19 protein-coding genes are annotated in these 18508 nt (G+C 74.0%); 13 read left to right on the top strand and 6 right to left on the bottom strand.

Annotation, left to right across the window (positions count from 1 at the left end; all coding sequences use genetic code 11):
* Nucleotides 1-10: 10 nt before the first annotated feature.
* The 3 genes from ACQP6G_RS14575 to ACQP6G_RS14565 form a co-directional block, all read right to left on the bottom strand.
* Nucleotides 11-2332: a hypothetical protein gene (locus tag ACQP6G_RS14575; protein WP_429765252.1), complete on the bottom strand. Its 2322-nt coding sequence runs from the start codon at nt 2330-2332 to the stop codon at nt 11-13.
* A gap of 158 nt (nt 2333-2490) precedes the next feature.
* Nucleotides 2491-2934, bottom strand: a complete 444-nt coding sequence (locus tag ACQP6G_RS14570) for a DUF4267 domain-containing protein (RefSeq protein ID WP_429765250.1) — start codon at nt 2932-2934, stop codon at nt 2491-2493.
* A 46-nt stretch (nt 2935-2980) separates the two neighbouring features.
* Nucleotides 2981-3445: a cupin domain-containing protein gene (locus tag ACQP6G_RS14565; protein WP_429765248.1), complete on the bottom strand. Its 465-nt coding sequence runs from the start codon at nt 3443-3445 to the stop codon at nt 2981-2983.
* Between the two features lie 84 nt (nt 3446-3529).
* Here ACQP6G_RS14565 and ACQP6G_RS14560 point away from each other — a divergent pair, with 84 nt between their 5' ends.
* Both ACQP6G_RS14560 and ACQP6G_RS14555 read left to right on the top strand, forming a co-directional pair.
* Nucleotides 3530-4027, top strand: a complete 498-nt coding sequence (locus ACQP6G_RS14560) for a MarR family winged helix-turn-helix transcriptional regulator (RefSeq protein ID WP_429765247.1) — start codon at nt 3530-3532, stop codon at nt 4025-4027.
* Nucleotides 4028-4035: 8 nt separating this feature from the next.
* Nucleotides 4036-4626 (top strand): DUF421 domain-containing protein, encoded by a 591-nt coding sequence (locus ACQP6G_RS14555; RefSeq protein WP_429765245.1) that lies wholly within the window; start codon nt 4036-4038, stop codon nt 4624-4626.
* On the opposite strand, the gene ACQP6G_RS14550 is transcribed toward ACQP6G_RS14555, so the two are convergent.
* Nucleotides 4611-5498, bottom strand: a complete 888-nt coding sequence (locus ACQP6G_RS14550; protein ID WP_429765243.1) for an endo alpha-1,4 polygalactosaminidase — start codon at nt 5496-5498, stop codon at nt 4611-4613. The genes ACQP6G_RS14555 and ACQP6G_RS14550 overlap by 16 nt on opposite strands.
* Nucleotides 5499-5549: 51 nt before the next feature.
* Between ACQP6G_RS14550 and ACQP6G_RS14545 the strand changes: the two genes are divergently transcribed.
* Nucleotides 5550-6470 carry an aminoglycoside phosphotransferase family protein gene (locus ACQP6G_RS14545; RefSeq protein WP_429765241.1) on the top strand — a complete coding sequence of 307 codons (921 nt, stop codon included), beginning with the start codon at nt 5550-5552 and terminating at the stop codon, nt 6468-6470.
* A 10-nt stretch (nt 6471-6480) separates the two neighbouring features.
* Here ACQP6G_RS14545 and ACQP6G_RS14540 read toward each other — a convergent pair whose 3' ends face one another.
* Nucleotides 6481-7155: an aspartate/glutamate racemase family protein gene (locus ACQP6G_RS14540; protein WP_429765239.1), complete on the bottom strand. Its 675-nt coding sequence runs from the start codon at nt 7153-7155 to the stop codon at nt 6481-6483.
* Between the two features lie 82 nt (nt 7156-7237).
* Between ACQP6G_RS14540 and ACQP6G_RS14535 the strand changes: the two genes are divergently transcribed.
* The 10 genes from ACQP6G_RS14535 to ACQP6G_RS14490 all read left to right on the top strand — a co-directional run bounded on the left by ACQP6G_RS14535 (nt 7238) and on the right by ACQP6G_RS14490 (nt 16821).
* Nucleotides 7238-7915, top strand: coding sequence for a GntR family transcriptional regulator (locus ACQP6G_RS14535; RefSeq protein WP_429765238.1), 678 nt, complete (start codon nt 7238-7240; stop codon nt 7913-7915).
* Nucleotides 7916-8197: 282 nt separating this feature from the next.
* Nucleotides 8198-9517 (top strand): MFS transporter, encoded by a 1320-nt coding sequence (locus tag ACQP6G_RS14530; RefSeq protein ID WP_429765236.1) that lies wholly within the window; start codon nt 8198-8200, stop codon nt 9515-9517.
* The gene (locus tag ACQP6G_RS14525) at nt 9514-10017 is read left to right on the top strand and encodes a deaminase (protein ID WP_429765234.1); all 504 of its coding nucleotides are present in this window, start codon (nt 9514-9516) and stop codon (nt 10015-10017) included. The genes ACQP6G_RS14530 and ACQP6G_RS14525 overlap by 4 nt, the downstream gene beginning before the upstream one ends.
* Nucleotides 10014-10934, top strand: coding sequence for a polysaccharide deacetylase family protein (locus ACQP6G_RS14520; protein WP_429765233.1), 921 nt, complete (start codon nt 10014-10016; stop codon nt 10932-10934). The genes ACQP6G_RS14525 and ACQP6G_RS14520 overlap by 4 nt, the downstream gene beginning before the upstream one ends.
* 42 nt (nt 10935-10976) lie before the next feature.
* Nucleotides 10977-12347 (top strand): amidohydrolase family protein, encoded by a 1371-nt coding sequence (locus tag ACQP6G_RS14515; RefSeq protein WP_429765231.1) that lies wholly within the window; start codon nt 10977-10979, stop codon nt 12345-12347.
* Between the two features lies 1 nt (nt 12348).
* Nucleotides 12349-13662 (top strand): amidase, encoded by a 1314-nt coding sequence (locus ACQP6G_RS14510; protein ID WP_429765230.1) that lies wholly within the window; start codon nt 12349-12351, stop codon nt 13660-13662.
* 43 nt (nt 13663-13705) lie between these two features.
* Complete coding sequence (locus ACQP6G_RS14505) at nt 13706-14458, top strand: aspartate/glutamate racemase family protein (RefSeq protein ID WP_429765228.1); 753 nt, start codon at nt 13706-13708, stop codon at nt 14456-14458.
* Nucleotides 14459-14523: 65 nt separating this feature from the next.
* Entirely contained in the window at nt 14524-15975 is a 1452-nt protein-coding gene (locus ACQP6G_RS14500; RefSeq protein WP_429765226.1) for an amidohydrolase family protein, read from the top strand.
* Nucleotides 15972-16220 carry a PspC domain-containing protein gene (locus ACQP6G_RS14495; protein WP_429765224.1) on the top strand — a complete coding sequence of 83 codons (249 nt, stop codon included), beginning with the start codon at nt 15972-15974 and terminating at the stop codon, nt 16218-16220. Before ACQP6G_RS14500 ends, ACQP6G_RS14495 begins: the two co-directional genes overlap by 4 nt.
* 49 nt (nt 16221-16269) lie before the next feature.
* Nucleotides 16270-16821: an O-acetyl-ADP-ribose deacetylase gene (locus ACQP6G_RS14490; RefSeq protein WP_429765222.1), complete on the top strand. Its 552-nt coding sequence runs from the start codon at nt 16270-16272 to the stop codon at nt 16819-16821.
* Between the two features lie 44 nt (nt 16822-16865).
* Here the strand turns inward: ACQP6G_RS14490 and ACQP6G_RS14485 are convergent, their stop codons facing one another.
* Nucleotides 16866-18359, bottom strand: coding sequence for an APC family permease (locus ACQP6G_RS14485; RefSeq protein WP_429765221.1), 1494 nt, complete (start codon nt 18357-18359; stop codon nt 16866-16868).
* Nucleotides 18360-18508: the final 149 nt, after the last annotated feature.

Here is an 18508-nt window from a genome sequence, read left to right as displayed (position 1 = left end):
CGACGCCGCGTCAGCTGCGGTAGGCCGCCCTCCCGTAGCCGCTGCGCGGCGCGGCCTCGCCCTTCGGCACCAGGAGCACCTGCACCGCCGTCGGCCGCGGGGTGTACGACGACGTGCCGGACGCCGCGCCGTCGTGCGCCCAGCCCAGCCAGCCGATGCCCTGGACGTACGTGCGGTAATAGAGGCGGTAGTGGTCCGCCATGCTTCCCGTGAGGCGCATGCGGTAGGCCGAGGTCGGCAATCCGTAGCCGGTCGACCCGGCCGTCCGGTCGTCGCCGACGTACGCCCGCCATCCGTCGCCCTTGACCTTGGCGGAGACCTGCACGCTGCCGGAGTACCGGCCGTCGAGGTCCACCCGCACGGCGTTGAGCCGCTGGGGCGCGCTGACGCTGCCGGCGCGCCCCGCCGTCGAGCCCCCGCCCATGGGCACGCGCCACACCTTGCTGGGATCCATGAACGCCTCGACGTGCACCTGCTTCTGCGTCGACCGCGAGTAGTAGGGTGCGTTGCCCGTCCCGGACGCCGTGGGCGTCTTCCCGTGGCGCAGTACCTTGATCTGCACCCCCTCGATGCGGCTGCCCCAGCCGATCGTGCCCGATGTGCCGCCGTTCGTCGCCCAGCCCAGCCAGCCGCGACCGGGCACGTAGACGCGGTAGAACACGTCGTAGTACGGCGACAGCGGCCCCGCCGTGTCGATGCGGATCGCCTCGAGCCGGCGCTTCCCGCCGATGCTCCCGACGTAGGGCACGTTGTCGGTCTTCTGGATCTTCTGCCCCGACCACCCCTGCCCCTGGACGTAGCCGCTGATCTCGAACCACATCGCGGAGTATTCGCTGGGGCCAAAGCTCGTGGCGTAGGCCCGGGATCCCGGCGTCGCCGACAGCATCTCGACGGTGTACCCGCTGCCGGGCCAGCCCGCCGTGTCGCCGTCGCGGGTGGTCCGGTAGGTGAACCGGTGCTCCCAGTCGAACCTCGTGAACTTCACGCCGTAGTCGACGTGCATCTCGTCGCGGTCGCCCACCAGGACGGACGACGACGTCACGGAGCGCGGCGTCATGCGCGGGCCGTGCGCGGTCACCCTCACCGAGAGCCGGTGGCCCTGATCGGTCGGGACACCGAAGTAGTCCTTCGTCGTCGCGCCCTTGAGCGCCTTGCCGTCGCGCAGCCACTGGTAGGTGTAGGACCACGGAGTGGGCGAGAACCCGGAGACCCGGGCCGTCAGGTCGGTAGTCACGCTGACCCTGCCGGAGTCCGAGCCGACCGAGACCTTGCCGCCGCTGAAGGGGCACGAACCAGCACACAACCGCGCCGTCGTGACGACGGGCGCGGCCCCGGCGAACTGCCGGTACTCCACCTGCAGGTCGCGGAAACCCGTCCCGAGAGCCGCCTCGTCGACCAGCACCGGCTCCGACATCGAGTCGAAGGTGGTGCGCCCGAGCTCCGCCCCCGTCGATGAGCGGACGACCGCGTCGCCCATCGGCAGCGATTGGCCGTCCCGGAGCCTGAGGTCGGCGGAGAGCCTGACGTTGACAGGGATGCGTCCGTCATCCGGCGTGGTGTCGTTCCCCACGCTGAGGGTGACAGCCGGCGCGGGGCTGACCGCGCTGCCTGCGGCGACCTGGAACCTCTCCGTTTCCCAGGCGCCCCGCAGCCCGGCGGCGTCGATGCCCGCCACCATGAGGAAATGGGTCCCGGGCGCCGAAGGGACGACGGGGATCTCGGCGGTCCCGTCCTCGCTCGCGTCGATCCGCGTCAGCTCGGTGGGCTGGGTGCCGCCCATGTCGGTGAAGCCGTACTCGAACGCGACCGCATCACCTCGCACCTTCGGGACGGCCACGAACGCCCCGGGGACGCCGACGCCTCCGCTGTCCCTGGAGGTGTACACCCCGGGCTTGCCGAGCACCGGGAGGACCTCCGGCCAGTGCGGGCCGCCGTGCAGCTCGAAGGCGCAGTCGAGCGCCTCCTCGGAGAGCCCCTCGGCCGACACGCCGCGCACCCGGTAGGTGTACCGCTCGCCCTCCACGATCCCGTACGTACCGCGGTCGAGACTCACGCGACCCCGCCGGTCGCGCACCTCGACCTGCGTCGCGTCCATCCGGACGTCGCCGTCCTGCTCGAGCACCTCGACACGTGCGGTCGTCACCTCGGCGTCGGCGAACGCGAACTCGAGGAGGACCGTGTCGTCGGCCTCGCCCTCGAACGTCGTGACCAGCGGCTCGGAACGGCACACCTCGCCGTTCACCGCCAGCACCGTCGGCGCAGGGGGCAACCCTGCGGCCGTCGCGGCCGTCGCGGGCCCGAGCCCTGCCGCCACGACCGCCAAGGCGCTCACGCCGACCCACAGCGGTCGTAGCCTCCGGGCCGTCCGTGTCAGACGCTCGCGCGCCAGCCCTCGCTGCTGCATCGTGCTCCCTGCTCCTGGCACAACACCCGGACGGCACCGTCCGAGGGCGAGGACGCACGCTCGCCGAGCGGGAGCATAGCGCCAGGTCAACGGCTGCTGGAAGCGCCCTGGGGAGCTGTGGTCGGCGCGATGGTCCGGGTCGCCGGTGCCGGCTTCTCGGTCAGCAGCAGGACGCCGGTGACCACCAGCGCGAGCGCGGTCAGTCCGTGCACGGCCAGCGCCATGACTGTCGATCCGCCGGTGGACAGGATGAGCGCGGCGTCGCTGAGGGGCACGAGGGTCCAGATCGTCAGCACCCAGCCGAGCGCGCGGCGCTGGCCCGTGAGCAGCAGCGCGAGGGGGACCAGCCCGGACGCGAGGTCGCGGGCACCCTTCGTGACGAGGAAGGTGGCCGCGTCGCCCTCGGGCCACACCGCCATGCCGAACTGCGGCGCGGTCGCCGCGGGGAAGAACAGGTAGCTGATGCCCACGTAGCCGATGCCGACGGCGAGCAGGACGGTGAGCGTGGTGGCGAGGTGCTTGCGGAACATGGCGGTCTCCAGGTCGGTGCGGGCGGGCGCGGTCGGGTGGGTCGGGTCAGCGGTGCGCGAGCGGGCCGAGGACGCGGACGGCGGCGCGGGTGACGGGCGACGTGGGTCGCATGACGTCGCGATAGCGGTGCAGGACGCCGGCCAGCGGGACCAGCCCGGCCCGGCCCTCGCGCTGCAGCCGGTCCATGGCGGTGAAGAACGCCTCGACGCGGCCGGCCGGGGTGCTGAGCCAGCGCAGCACGGCCGGCTCGTCCCCCGGGTTCCACATGTGGTGGGCGGTGCCGCGCGGGACGACGAACGCCTCACCCGCCGCGTAGTCGCGCTCGTCGTCGGCGAACCCCACCCGGACGGTGCCCGAGAGCACCGTGAACTCCTCGTCGTGGTGCGGGTGCACGTGCTTCGGCGGGCGCTCGCCCCGCGGCTCGTAGGTGGCCTCCACCTCGAAGCGGTCGGTCGTGCTCTCGCGCACCACCAGGGACTCGGACCCGTTGAGCGTCAGCGTCGTCGCCATTACTCCTCCTCAAGTTACTTGTGTACGAGTGACTTGAGGCGAAGGTAGACCGCAAGTAACTCGCGCGCAAGCTAAAGTGCCGGGGTGGACGACAACGACCGCATCGACGCCCTGGTCCAGCAGTGGGCCGACCAGCGACCCGACATCGACCGCGACACGATGGCGCTGCTCGCGCGGCTGACCCGCGCGGCCGCGCTCGTGGACGCCCGGACCGAGAGCGTCGCGGCGGGCTACGGCGTGAACCGCGGCGACGGCGACGTCATGTTCGCCCTGCGCCGGTCGGGCGAGCCGTACCGCCTCTCCCCCACCAGCCTCGCCCGGGCGCTGCTCATGACCACGGGCACGATGACGGGCCGGCTCGACCGGCTGGAGAAGCGCGGCTGGATCGTCCGCGTGCCGAGCGCCCACGACCGGCGCAGCCTCGACGTCGAGCTCACCCCCGAGGGCCTGCGCCTGGTGGACGAGGCCGTCACGAAGCACGTCGCCGAGCAGCAGGAGGCGGTGTCCGCGCTCACCGCCCGTGACCGCGCCGACCTGGACCGCATCACTCGCAAGCTCGTCGCGCACCTCGGGGACCGGTGAGCAGCCCCATGCCCCCCACCCCGCTGCACGAGCTGCTCTGGTTGACGCCCCTCGAGGCGCTCGCCGTCGTCGTCGGCACCGCCGGCATGTACGGCGCGATGGTGCTGCTGGTCCGCGTCCTCGGCCCGCGGATGCTGACGGCGATGTCCAGCTACGACCTCGCGGCGGTCATCGCGTTCGGCGCCATCCTCGGCCGCGCGTCGCTCGGTGAGGTCCCAGTGCTCGGGGGCGGCCTGGTCGCGCTCGCGACGCTCGTAGGGCTGCAGGCCGCCACGGGGGCGATCCGCGTGCGTCGAGCGGGCGCGCGTGCCGTCGCGACCCCGCCCGTCCTGCTCATGGCCGACGGCGAGATCCTCCCCCGGCAGCTGCGTCGCGCCCACCTGACCGCGGAGGAGCTGCGCTCCCGCCTGCGGCTCGCCGGCGTGCACGCGTACGACGAGGTCGCGGCCGCACTGCTCGAACCCACGGGCGCCATCAGCGTGCTGCGGGCAGGGACGCCGATCGATCCCCTGCTGCTGAGCGGGGTGGTCGGCGCACACCTCGTGCCGGAGCACGTGCTGGCGCGCGTCGCCGGCACCCCCGGTCAGCAGGCGTCGTAGACGTACCCGTCCGCGCCGGCGGCGACGAGGTCCCGGTCGCGCAGGATCGTCAGCGGCGCGCGGTCGTCCCGCGCGCAGACGTCGTCGAAGGTCAGGCCCGCGTCGTCGAGGGCGTCGGGGTACTCCACCTGCAGCACGCGGTCGCCGTAGACGTCGGTGTACGCGGCGCACTCGTCCCACGCGGCACACTCCTCGGTGACGGCGAGGTCGAAGCCGAGCTCGTCGTGCGCGACCCGCGTGATCTCGGCGGCGTTCTTCTGCGCGACGGCGAGCCCCGCGCCGTGCGCCAGGTCAACATACGCGCGGGCCAGCGCGTACGCGCCCGCCTCGTCGATCTGGTCGAACCGCGTCCACGTGTCGAGGTTGTCGAGCTCGACGGCGTCGAAGCCGTCCTCCGCGCACCCCGTCACCACCGGCCCGAGCACCTCGAGGATCCCCGCGCGCTGGTCGGCGGTCGACGGGTCCAGCACGTGCTCGTCCGGCCAGTCCGGGTCGACGACGAGGTCGCCGTCGGCGTCGTGCAGCAGCAGCTCCTCGCGGTCCGCCCACAGGTCCGCCTGGTCGGGCTGCGTCTGGAAGCCGTTGACGTAGCAGACGGAGTACGCCGCGGGCAGCGGGTCGGCCGTCGCGTCGCGGACGACGACGTCGATCGCTGCCGGGCCGTCCCCCGCGCCCACCTCGTCGTACGCGCCGCCGAGCTGGTAGTCGAAGGTGCCGCTCGAGGGAGGCAGCGAGACTGCCGGCGGCGTCTCGGACGCCGCGGCCGAGGACGCCGCCGACGACGCCGGCCCCGGGGCGCACGCCCCCAGCGCCGCGAGCGTGAGCACGGCCGTGAGCACCGCCGTCGTCCGCCGAGCCTTTCCGCGTGTCACTGCCCGAGTATCACCTGGCCGCACCCGGTGGCGCGCGCCTACGGTCGGCCCATGCCGCTGCACGACGACGAGGTCCCCGTCACCGCCGACGACGTCCGCCGCCTGATCGCGGCGCAGCACCCGCGGTGGGCCGCGCTGCCCGTGACGCCGGTGCGGGAGTCCGGCACCGACCACCTGCTGTTCCGGCTCGGTGCGGACCTGGTGGCCCGGATGCCGAAGGTCGGGTGGTCCGGCGAGCACGCGCTCGCCGACGCGCGGTGGCTGCCGCGGATCGCCCCGCACGTCCCACTGACGGTGCCGGCGCCCCTCGCCGTCGGCGAGCCCGACGACGCGTACCCGTTCCACTGGTCGGTGGTGCCGTGGGTGCCGGGCGCCGCCGCGGCCGACCCGCTCGACCCCGCGACGGGGCCGAACCTCGACCCGGCGCGTGCCGCCGCCGACCTGGGCGCGTTCGTCACCGCGCTGCGCGCCGTCGACGCGACCGACGGCCCCGTGAAGGACGGCACCGGTCGGGGCGTGCCGCTCGCCCGGCTCGACGAGGCCGTCCGCCGCGCCACCGCGGAGTCCGGCGACCGCGTCGACGGGCCCGCCGTCCTCAAGGCGTGGGACCGCGCCCTGGAGGCCGCCGCCGACCCCGTTCCCGGCAGCTGGCTGCACGGCGACCTCATGCCGGGCAACCTGGTGGTCGCCGGCGGCCGCCTCACCGCCGTCATCGACTGGGGCGCGCTCGGCGTCGGCGACCCGGCGGCGGACCTGCCGCCCGCCTGGTGGCTGTTCGCCGGCCGCGACCGCGACGCGTTCCGCGAGGCGGCCGGGGCGGGTCCCGACGGCGACCTCGACGACGGCGCCTGGGAGCGAGGGCGCGGCTGGACGCTGGTGCAGGGCATCATCGCCCTGCCGTACTACTGGGACCGCTGGCCCGCGTTCGCGCGGGCCTCCCAGCGGCGCGTGGCGGCCGCCGTCGACGACTGACGGCCGGGCCTCACCGGAGGTCGAGCACGCGCTGCATCGCCGCCGGGACGGGCTCGACGACGGTCCCGATCCCGCTCGCGGCGATCCGCCGCGCCGCGCCGCTGAGCGGGCCGCCCGCGATGATGACGGCCCTCGCGCCGTCCTCCTCGAAGCTGGCCCGGGCCGCCCGCTCGAGCTCCAGGTCCTGCAGGTCGGGCTGCTCGGCGAGGGTGGTCGGGCCGGTGCGCGTCAGCCGGACGCCGGTGAACGTCGCCGCGACGCCGTGCCGGCGCACCATGGCCTCGAGCGAGGGCACCAGGCCCGGCGTGGTGGTCGCCATGCCGAAGCGACGGCCGCCCGCGGCGGCGGCCAGCAGAGCGGACTGCCCGATCCCGACGACCGGGACGTCGACGGCCGCCGCGAGCGCCTCCCGCCCGGGGTCCCCGAACGCCGCGACCACGATCGCGACGACACGGCCCTCGCCGTCGCGGAGGCCGCGCAGGGCCGCCTCCAGGACCCCGTCGGCCGACCGCTCCAGGTCGGCGGCGCCGACGATCATCGTGGGCCCGGACGCCGCGGTCACGCCGCGGACCTCCAGGCCGGCGGGTTCGAGGGTGGCCCGGGCGACGTCGACCATGAGCGCGGTCGTCGCCGCGCTGCTGTTGGGGTTGACCAGAAGCACGAGCGGGCGGCCTGTCTGCGACAACGCGGTTCCTCCAGGGGTGCGGCACGGAGCCCGAACGCTAGCCTGACTCCCGACACGGATGGCTGACGAGGGGCGGCGACAGTTGGCAAGGCAGGCTTCGAGCCGTCTGTACCGCAACAGCAAGCCGCTGCGCGACATCGTCGGGGACGCGCTCCGCGCCGAGATCTTCGACGGCCGGCTGCAGCCGGGTGACCGCCTGGTGGAGCGCGACCTCGCGGAGCGGTTCTCCGCGTCGCGCCACCCGGTGCGCGAGGCGTTGCGCATGCTGGCGCGGGAAGGCCTGGTCGAGAGCCTGCCGTCGCGGGGACTCGTGGTCAGCGGCCTGGGCGAGAAGCAGGTCTCGGACCTGTTCGGCATCCGCGAGGCGCTGGAGGTCCTCGCCGTCCGGGAGGCCACGGTGCGGATCGCCGCCGGGGAGCCGCACGGGCTCGGCGAGATCGTCGAGGCGGCGTCCCGGGCCATCGCCGACGGCGACGACGACGCGGCGCACGCGGCCAACGCCCGCTTCCACGACGAGATCATCGCGCTGGCCGGCAACGAGCTGCTGCAGGACATCCTCCAGCCGCTGCTCGGCCGGCTGCACTGGCTGTTCCGCCAGATCCTCGACCTCGACCTGGTCAACCAGGAGCATGCCGCCCTCTGCGAGGCGATGACGGCCGGCGACCCCGAGCGCGCGGCGGAGCTCGCCCGCGACCACGTCACGGCCTACCGCGCTCGGACCATGGCGTACCTGTTCGGCGACGACGCCGACCAGTCCTGACGCACGCCTGACGCCGCCGGGGACACACCACCGGAACGGGGCGGACACCCCGGCGTAACTTGGGCTCCCAAACTCTTGACAGATGGGATCCCGAGTTGCCACGATCGCCGCACAACTTCATGCACGGGTCCCGGCGGACGGAGACCGCCGCGACCCGTGACCGGTAGATCCGCACGATGCCCGCAACGACGCGGGCAGACGGCCGCCCGTCGCTCCCGTGCCACCTCGACGACGAGGTCACCCCGCACCGAGGCATTCGAACACCCGGTTGGAGAGACTCGCATGAACGCACTTCCGTCCACCGACGTCACCGACGTCCGGACCGACAAGAAGACCCTTCGACGCGTCGTCGGCGCCAGCGCCGTCGGCACCACGCTGGAGTGGTACGACCACTTCATCTACGGCTCGGCCGCTGCGCTCGTCTTCCCCCAGCTCTTCTTCCCCGAGGGCGACCGCCTGACCGCGACGATGCTGTCGCTCGTCACCTACGCCGTCGCCTTCGTGACCCGGCCGCTCGGCGCCGCGATCTTCGGCCACTTCGGCGACCGGTACGGCCGCAAGAACGTCCTCATCGTGACGCTCGTGCTCATGGGCACGGCCACCGGCCTGATCGGCCTGCTGCCGACCTACGCCAGCGTCGGCATCCTCGCCCCGCTGCTGCTCACGATCCTGCGGTTCGTCCAGGGCGTCGGCCTCGGCGGCGAGTGGGGAGGCGCGGCGCTGATGGTCGGCGAGTACAGCAGCTCGGGCAGGCGCGGCTTCCTCGGGTCGCTGGTGCAGATCGCGAGCCCGCTCGGCCTGCTCATCGCCAACGCGGTGTTCTCCGTGACCACCTACCTCGTCTCCGAGGACGCGTTCTTCGCCTGGGGCTGGCGCGTGCCGTTCCTGCTCAGCACGCTGCTCGTGGCCGTCGGCCTGTGGATCCGCTCGCAGGTGCAGGAGTCCCCGATGTTCGAGGAGGAGGCGTCCGACAAGGAGGAGAAGACGCCGCTGCGCACCGTGCTCACCGAGCACTGGCGCCCGCTGCTGATCGCGATCGGCTCCCGCGTGGGCAGCGACGTCGCGTTCTACGTCGTCAACGTCTTCATCCTCGTCTACGGCACCACCCAGCTCGACCTGCCCCGTCAGCTGCTCCTCAACGCCGTGCTCGCGGGCGCCGCGAGCCAGGCGCTGTCGATCCTCTTCTGGGGCCGGCTGTGCGACCGGCTCGGCCGCCGGCCCGTGCTCCTGCTGGGCGCGCTCGGGTCGATCGTGTGGGCGTTCGCGTACTTCCCGCTGCTGGGGTCCGGGAGCACGGCGCTGATCGTCCTCGCGCCGGTGGTCGGCAACTTCTTCATCGCCGCCATGTGGGGCCCTCTCGCCGCCTACGTGCCCGAGCTGTTCCCCACCAGGGTCCGCTACACCGGGGCGGGGCTCGGCTTCCAGAGCGCCGGCGTGTTCGGCGGCGCGGTCGCCCCGATCATCACGACCGCGATGATCGCCCGCTTCGACTCCTGGGTACCCGTCGCGATCTATCTCGCCGTGACGCTGCTGGTCCTCGTCGTCTGCGTGCTCCTCGCGAAGGAGACGGCCTCGACCGACCTGCGGGAGGTGGGCCGGTGACCGCTCCCACCGGTCCCACGGGTCGCGACGACGAGCGGTTCCTGCGCGCCGCCCTCGCCCAGGCCCGGCGCGCCGGGGACCGCGGGGACCTCGCGGTCGGCGCCGTGGCCGTCGTCGACGGCGAGGTCGTGGCCGCCGGCGGCAACGAGGCGGTCACGAGCGGCGACCCGTCCGCGCACGCCGAGGTCGTGGCGCTGCGCGCCCTCGAGGCCACCGGCCTGCCGGCCCGGGACGCCGTCCTCTACACCACCTTCGAGCCGTGCCCGATGTGCCTGGGCGCGTGCCTGGTGCACGGCGTCGGCGCGGTCGTCGTCGGCGGCACCCGGGTGCCCGACGACCGCGCCTGGGGCGGGTACACGCCCGCCGGGCTCGCCGCGCAGGTCGCCGACGGCGGCCCGCGCGTCGAGGTTCGCGAGGGCCCGCTCGCCGACGAGTGCCGCGAGCTCCGCGCGGCCTCCCTGCCCTGGGCCGACCCGGCCCGCGAGAGGAAGCACGCATGACGACGAGCCCGCCCGCCGCCCGCGACCTGGTCGGCTACGGTCGCGAGGGCGCCGCGATCGAGTGGCCCGGCGGCGCACGCGTCGCCGTCTGCCTGGTGATTAACTACGAGGAGGGCAGCGAGCTCTCCTACCCGGTCGACGGGCGCAACGAGGTGCCGCAGGAGTTCGACTACCCGCCGCTGCCCGTCCGCGACCTCGGCAACGAGTCGATCTTCGAGTACGGCTCCCGGGCCGGCATCTGGCGCCTTCAGCGGATCCTCGACGAGCGCGGCCTGCCCGCCACGATCCAGGGCTGCGCCGAGGCCCTCGAGCTCAACCCCGAGGTCGGCGCGTGGATCGCCGAGCGCGGCCACGACGTGTGCTGCCACGGGTACCGCTGGGAGAACGTCAGCGTCCTGGAGCGGGACGTCGAGCGCGAGCGCCTGCACATGGCCGTCGAGTCGATCGAGGCCTCCTGCGGTGAGCGGCCCCGCGGCTGGTACAGCCGGCAGCCCGCGTCGGTCAACACGCGCGAGCTGCTCGTCGAGGAGGGCGGCTTCCTCTACGACAGCGACTCGTTCGCCGACGACGTGCCGTTCTACACGCCCGTCCACGGGCGCGACCACCTGGTGGTCCCGTACTCGTTCACCCTCAACGACGGGCTGTTCCTGCCCGGCCAGTCCTACTCCAGCCCGGACTCGTTCCTGGACTACGGGCGGCGCGCCTTCGACCTGCTGTGGGAGGAGGGCGCCACCCGCCCCACGCTCATGAGCATCGGGCTGCATGCCCGGCTCATGGGGCAGCCGGCCCGGGCCCACGTGCTGCGCGAGCTGCTCGACCATCTCCTCGACCACGAGGGGGTCTGGTTCACCCGCCGGCTCGACGTCGCCCGGTGGTGGCTGGACCGCCACCCGACCGCCACCTCGCGACCCGCCTGACCCCCACGACCCCGACCCGACCCCCGAGCGAAGGAGCCCACCGTGGACGCAGTCACCCTCCTCACCCACGCGACCGTCGTCACCGTCGACCCGCAGAGGACGATCCACCAGGACGGCGCGGTCGCGATCTCCGGCCGCCATGTCGTCGCTGTCGGCATGACGACGGACCTCGAGGCCGCCTACCCCGGCGCGACGCGCGTCGACGCCCGCGGCCAGATGGTGCTGCCGGGCTTCGTCAACCTCCACGTGCACTGCGCGATCGGCGTCACCCGCGGGATCGGCGACGACATGGGCGGCGCGCCCATCTACCGACGCGACATCCCCCAGGGCGTGATGATGTCGCCCGACGACACCCTGACGATGTCGCGGCTCGGGGCGATGCAGGCCCTGGCGATGGGCTCCACGACCATCGTGGAGAACTACATCCACTCGGAGAGCAACGTCGAGGCGCTGGCCGAGGTCGGGATCCGCGCGGTCGTGAGCGAGCGGGTGCACGACGCGGACCTGTTCAGCGTCCGGCACGGGCAGTACACCTACGACGAGGCACGCGGGCGCCGCCTGCTCGCCGCGAACGCGCGGCTCATCGAGGACTGGCACGGGTACGACGACGGCCGGATCACGTGCCACGTGGGGCCGCACGGCCCGGACACCGCCTCCCCCGACCTGCTGCGGCGTGCGCGGGCCCTGGCCGACGAGGCCGGCGTCGGGATGTTCGTCCACCTCGGGCAGAGCGCGGGCGAGGTGGCCCAGGTCCGCGCGCTCACCGGCCGCGGCTCGGTGGAGCACCTCGCCGACGTCGGCGTGCTCGGCCCGGACCTGGTCGCCGGGCACTGCGCGTTCCTCGGCGACGGCGAGGCGCAGCTCCTCGCCGACTCGGGCGCCACCGTGTGCCACCTACCGGCGGTGAACGCGAAGAGCGGCTGGATCGCGCCGGTCCCCGAGCTCCGCACGCTCGGCGCCCGGGTGGGCCTCGGCACCGACAACATGGCGCACGACATGATCGAGGCGATGCGCTTCGCCGTCGCCATGAACCGCGTCGCGGCGGCCGACGCCGGCACGATCAGGGCGATGGACGCGCTCGAGATGGCGACGATCCAGGGCGCCCGGGCCCTCGGGCGCGAGCACGAGCTCGGGTCGATCGAGCCGGGCAAGCTCGCGGACCTGATCCTGGTGGACCTCGACGGCCCTCACGTGGCCCCCGTGCTCGATCCGGTCGCCTCCATGGTCTACGCCGGGCACGGCTCGGACGTGCGGTCCGTGCTGGTCGGCGGGCGGTTCGTGGTCCGCGACCGCGAGGTGCTCACCGTCGACGCCCGCGCCGTCGTCACCGACGCCCAGAAGCGGGCCGAGCACCTCTGGGCGCACGTGGCGGGCTGGGCACCCGCGGACGGGCCGACCGGGCACCGGTGCTGACATGACCGTCGCCACCCCGCCCCTCCCCACGCTGCCCGACGCCGCCGCGCGGCTCGCCGCCGGCGCGCTGACCAGCGCCGCGCTGGTGGATGCCGTCCTCGACGTCGCGGCCGCCACGGAGGGCGACGTGCACGCCTACGTCGCCCTCGACCCCGACGCGGCGCGCGCCGCCGCCCACGCCGCGGACGCCGCACCCGGGCCGCGCGGGCCGCTGCACGGCCTCCCCGTCGGCGTGAAGGACCTGATCGCCACCGCCGACCTGCCCACGCGGGCCGGGTCGGCGTCCTGGACCCCGCCCGCGCCCCCGCGGGACGCGGCGGTCGTGCGGGCGCTCCGGGCCGCCGGAGCGGTCGTCGTGGGCAAGCACCACACGCACGAGTTCGGCTACGGCACCAGCGAGCCGCCCACGCGCCGCCCCGACCGTCCCGACCTGTACGCGGGCGGGTCCACCGTCGGCGGCGCCGTGTCGGTGGCCGTCGCCTCGTGCCTGGCCGCGATCGGCACGGACGGCGGCGGCTCGGTCCGCAAGCCCGCCTCGCTGCTGGGCCTCGTGGGCCTCAAGCCGACTCACGGTGCGGTGAGCACCGACGGCCTGCTGCCCGGCGCCACCGCGAACGACCACGTCGGCTGGATCACCCGCGATGTGGCGGGGTCGGCGCTGCTGCTCGACGCGCTCACCACGCTCGGCGGCCCGCTGGGGCGCACCGTCACCGGGCTGCGGCTCGGCTGCCCCGGCGCCCTCTTCCGTGACCTGGAGCCCGGGATCGAGGCCGCCGTGCGCCGCTGCCTCGACCTGCTGGCAGCCGCGGGCGCAGAGGTGGTCCCGGTCGAGATCCCCGAGCTCGACCTGGCGGCCGACGCGCACGGCACGCTCGGCGCGTTCGAGTCGGCCGCCATGCACCGCGACGTCCCGGCGGCGGTGCGGGACGGGTACCACCCCGGCACGCGGCGCTTCCTCGACGAGGCCGCCCGCGTGACGCCGGAGCAGGCCGCCCAGGCCCGCACCGTCCGCGCCCGGGTGCGCGGCGCGGTCGACGCCGCGCTCGACGACGCCCGCCTCGACGTCCTGTGCTCCCCGACGCTCGCGCTCGGTGCCCTGCCCCTGGCCGCGATGCGGCCCGAGGCGGACCTCCCCCGGTACTGCCGGCTCACGATGCCGTTCAACCTCACCGGCCACCCGGCCGTCAGCGTCCCCTGCGGCGTCGACGGCCCCACCCCCGTGGGGTTCCAGGTCGTGGCCCGCCACAGCGCCGACCTGCTCGCCCTCCGGGTGGCCGCCGCCGTCGAGGACCTCGGCACCCCCGGCCGCACCTGACCCGTCCCTGTCCCGCCCCGCACCCGACCCACCCGGAGCCCTCGTGCAGCTGCTCGTCGTCAACCCCAACATCAGCGAGACCGTCACCGACCTCATCGCCGCCGAGGCTCGCCGCGTCGCGAGCCCTGGCACCGACATCGTGGTCCGGACGGCGGCCAGCGGCGTCGCCTACATCGAGACCCCGCTCGAGGCCGTGCTGGCGGGCCCCGCCGTCGCCGAGGTGCTCGCGGCCGACGGGCGCGCCGCCGACGCCGTCGTGGTCGCCGCGTTCGGCGACCCCGGCCTGCCCGGGCTCAAGGAGCTGCTCGACGTGCCGGTCGTGGGCATCACCGAGGCCGCGCTCGCCACCGCCTCGTTGCTCGGCGCCCGGTTCTCGATCATCGCCATCTCCGAGCGGATCACTGCCTGGTACCGCGACTGCGTGGAGCGCCACGGCCTCGCGGGCCGGCTCGCCTCGATCCGGTCCCTGCGCGACCCGCTGCGCGGCATCGGCACGGTGCAGGAGGACTTCGGGCCCGAGCTGGTGCGGCTGGCGAACGACGTCGTCTCCCGCGACGGCGCCGACGTCGTCATCCTGGCCGGCGCGCCGCTCGCCGGGCTGGCCCGCGCTGTCGCGGACCGCATCCCCGTGCCCGTCGTCGACGGCGTCTCCGCGGGCGTCGCGCAGGCCGAGGCGCTGGTGCGCCTCGCCCCCGGCGCCGCCCGCGCCGGCTCGGCCGCCCCGCCGCCCCCCAAGGACACCGCGGGCCTGTCGCCCACGCTGCGCGCGGCGCTGCGCCGCGAGCCCCGGCCCTGACCCGCCGCCACCCGCCCGCCCACACCACGCCGCGGCACCGACGCCGCCGGCCCCAGGAGGACCCCGTGATCCACGACCTGCTCATCACCCACGCCACGATCGTCAACGCGGGCGGCACGACCCACGGGCACGTCGGCGTCACCGGCGGCACCGTCGCCGCGGTCTACGCCCCCGACCTCGAGGACCTGCCGCCCGCGGTCCGCACCGTCGACGCCACGGGCCTGCTCGTGCTCCCCGGCGGGGTGGACGCGCACTGCCACGTCGCACAGGTGACGGGCGCCTACACGTCGCTCGACACGTACGAGCGGGCCACGACCGCCGCCCTCCACGGCGGCACCACGACGATCGTCGACTTCGGCATCCCCGCCGACCCGGCCGAGCGCCCGATCGACGCCCTGCGCCACAAGCTGGGGCTCCTCGACGGCGCCCGGTGCGACGTCGGCCTGCACGGCGCCGTCGTCGCGTGGGACGACGACGTGCCCGCCCAGATGCTGGAGATGGCCGACCTCGGCGTGCCGTCCGTGAAGGTGTACACCACCAACCGGGGCACGACGATGGCCGACGAGGACACGATCCTGCGGGTCATGAAGGAGACGGCCCGTCGGGGCGGCCTCGTGTACGTCCACTCCGAGCACGACGCGATCGTCGTGGACCGCACCGCCGCCTGCGCCGCGGACGGCCGCATCGGCATCGAGGACCTGCCGCGCTCGCGGCCGGAGATCTCGGAGGACGCGTCGGTGCGCGAGATGCTGGCCGTGGCCGCCTACACGGGCGCCGCCGTCTACTTCGTGCACCAGACCACGCCCGCCGCCGTCGAGGCCGTCCGGGAGGCCCGCGCCCGCGGGCAGGAGGTGTACTCCGAGACGTGCCCGCACTACCTCCTGCTCGACGAGTCCGTGTACGCCTCGGCGACGCCGGAGAAGTTCGCCTGCTGCCCGCCGATCCGCCCGGCGTCCGCCGCGGCCGGCCTGCGGGACCGGCTCGTGCTCGGCCAGGTGGACACCGTGTCGTCCGACCACTCCTGCTACGACCTCGCCCAGAAGCAGCGGTGCCGCCACGACGTGCGCCGCATGCCGCACGGCCTGCCCGGCGTGGAGACCCGCCTGCCCGCCGCGTTCACCGCGCTGGTCGCCCGCGGGGGGCTGCCCGTCGAGCGGTTCGTCGACGTGTTCGCCACGGCCCCCGCGCGGATCAACGGCCTCGCGACCAAGGGCGCCGTCGCCGTCGGGTACGACGCGGACCTCGTGCTGCTCGACCCGTCGGAGTCCCGCACGGTCGACCCGGCCGCGCTGCACCAGGGCACCGACTTCTCCCCCTTCGACGGGATGGAGCTGTCCGGGTGGCCGCGGGTCGTCGTCGCGGGCGGCCGCGTCGTGCTCGACGAGGACGGCTTCCACGACCCCGGACCGGTGGGCCGGTTCCTCCCGCGGACGGGGCCGGGTCAGGGTTCCTCAGGGTCGAACGGGGGGACCACCCGATACCGAGCGCGACGCGCCGCTCGTACCGTCGAAGCATGACCACACCGACCTCGACCCCGGACGTCCAGCCCTCCCCCGCGCCGAAGCGCAAGCTGTTCCGCCCGAAGCACGGCCGCGTGCTCGGCGGCGTCTGCGCCGGCCTCGCCGACTACCTCGGCTGGAGCCGCGGCCTCGTCCGCGTGCTCTCCGTCGCGTCGATCCTCATCCCCGGCCCGCAGGTGCTCGCCTACATCGTGCTGTGGATCCTCATGCCCGACGAGGACAAGGCCCTGCGGACGGCCTGACGTCCAGGCGCCCCTGCCCTCGACCCGCTCGCGACCCCCAGGAGGAACCGTGGAGCTCGTCCTCGAACGCGGCGACCTCACGACCGTCGCCTCGGACGCCATCGTCAACGCCGCGAACTCGTCGCTGCTGGGCGGCGGCGGAGTCGACGGCGCCATCCACGCCGCCGCGGGCCCGCGTCTGCTGGAGGCGTGCCGCGAGCTGCGCCGCAGCACCCTGCCCGAGGGCCTGCCGGTGGGCGACGCCGTCGCGACGCCCGGCTTCGACCTGCCCGCCGCGTGGGTGATCCACACGGTGGGGCCGAACCGGCACGCCGGGCAGACGGACCCCGCACTGCTCGCCTCGTGCTTCTCCCGGTCGCTGGACGTCGCGGCCGACCTCCGCGCCCGGACCGTCGCGTTCCCCGCCGTCGGTGCCGGCGTGTACGGCTGGTCGCCGGACGACGTCGCGCGCGAAGCCCTGGAGGCCGTGCGGTCGTGGGACGACGCCAACCCGGCGGCCATCGACGAGGTCCGCTTCGTGCTCTTCAACGAGCCCGTGCTGTCCGCCTTCGAGCGGGCGTCAGCGGACGCGCGAGCGTCCCTGTCGGTCAGGAATTCGTGACGGATTCCTGACCGACAGAGACGCTCGACAGCCTGGCGCCGCCGTCAGCGCTTGGGGTAGCCCGCCTGCGGCTTGTCGGCGTCGAGGTCTTCGACGTCCTCGAAGTGGATCTGCTGGTGCTTCACCGTGCGGTTGTACAGCCAGGTGATGAACGACAGCACCAGCCCGACGGCGAGCAGGCCGCCGGCGATGACGTACTGCTCCTGCTGCTCCTCGCTGCGCGCCCACGGACCCGCGAGGAAGGCGCAGGTCACGGCGCCGAGCACCGCGATCCACGTCTTGGTGCGGAAGTGCTCGTGCTGCACGGGCTTGCGTCGCAGCACGAGCAGCGCCACGTTCACCACCGCGAACACGGTGAGCAGCAGCAGCGACGTCGTCCCGCCCAGCAGGCTGATCGCGTCCGAGCCGGCCTCGGTGGCGCTGGCCCGGACCACGTAGATGATGAGCCCGAACGAGATGAGCGTGGTGACGATGATCGACACCCACGGCGTCTTGCGGGTGCGGTGCACCTTGCCGAAGCTGCGCGGCAGCACGCCCTGGTGGGCCAGGCCGTACAGCAGCCGCGACGCCATGAGCATGTTGATGAGCGCGGAGTTCGCGACGGCGAACATGCCGATGAACGGGAAGATCGTGTCGAACGGCAGGCCTGGCGCCCCGGCCGCGACCACCTGGGTGAGGGCGGACCCCTTCGAGTCGTCGGCCAGGTCGCCCACCGGGACCAGCGCGACGGCCGTGATCGCGACCAGCACGTAGATGAGCCCCGTGATCGACAGGCCCGTGAGCATGGTGCGCGGGAAGTCCTTCACGGGGTCGCGGCACTCCTCGGCCATGTTCACGGAGTCCTCGAAGCCCACCATCGCGAAGAAGGCGAGCGTCGTCGCCGCCGTCACGGCCAGGAAGACGCTCTTGTCGTCGGCGCTCTCGAAGACCACCACGCGGGAGAAGTCCGCCCGGCCCTGGGTCATGCCCCACATGCCGACGAAGATCACCATGAGCAGGCCGGACAGCTCGACGATCGTGAGCACGACGTTCGCCTTGACGCTCTCGCCGACGCCGCGGAAGTTCACCAGCGCCACCAGGGTCATGAACCCCAGCGCGATCAGCAGCAGCCCCGCCCCACCCGGCTCGAGACCCAGGCCGAAGCCGTCGTTGAGGAAGCCCGCGAACGCGTTCGAGGCCGTCGACGCCGACGTGATGCCGGAGCACATCACCATGAACGCGATGATGAACGTGACGAAATGGATGCCGAACGCCTTGTGCGTGTACAGCGCGGCGCCCGCGGCCTGCGGATACTTGGTGACCAGCTCCAGGTAGGAGAACGCGGTCAGCGTCGCCACCACGAACGCGATGAGGAACGGCGCCCAGGCGGCGCCGCCGACCTCGCCGGCGACCTGCCCGGTGAGGGCGTAGACGCCGGTGCCGAGGATGTCCCCGACGATGAAGAGCAGCAGGAGCTTGCGCCCCATCACCCGCTTGAGGCCCGGTTCGGGGGCGGTGCCGCCCGCCCCGCTGCCGGTCTCGTCGATCGTCTGGCTCATCGCGACCTCCTGGATCCTGGGTGGACCGTCGTTGGCACCACCTCATGGAACCGCGCCGAGGCCTGACCTGCATGGGCGACGCGCGGGAGGGCAGGGCAGAGTGGCCCGCAACAAGGTCTCGCACGGTGCGGGTGCAGGGGGCAACCGGA

This window comes from Isoptericola nanjingensis (assembly GCF_050311635.1).
GTDB lineage: Bacteria > Actinomycetota > Actinomycetes > Actinomycetales > Cellulomonadaceae > Isoptericola > Isoptericola nanjingensis.
Note: the sequence above shows the minus strand (reverse complement) of the source record. Positions and strands in the feature narration are given on the sequence as shown.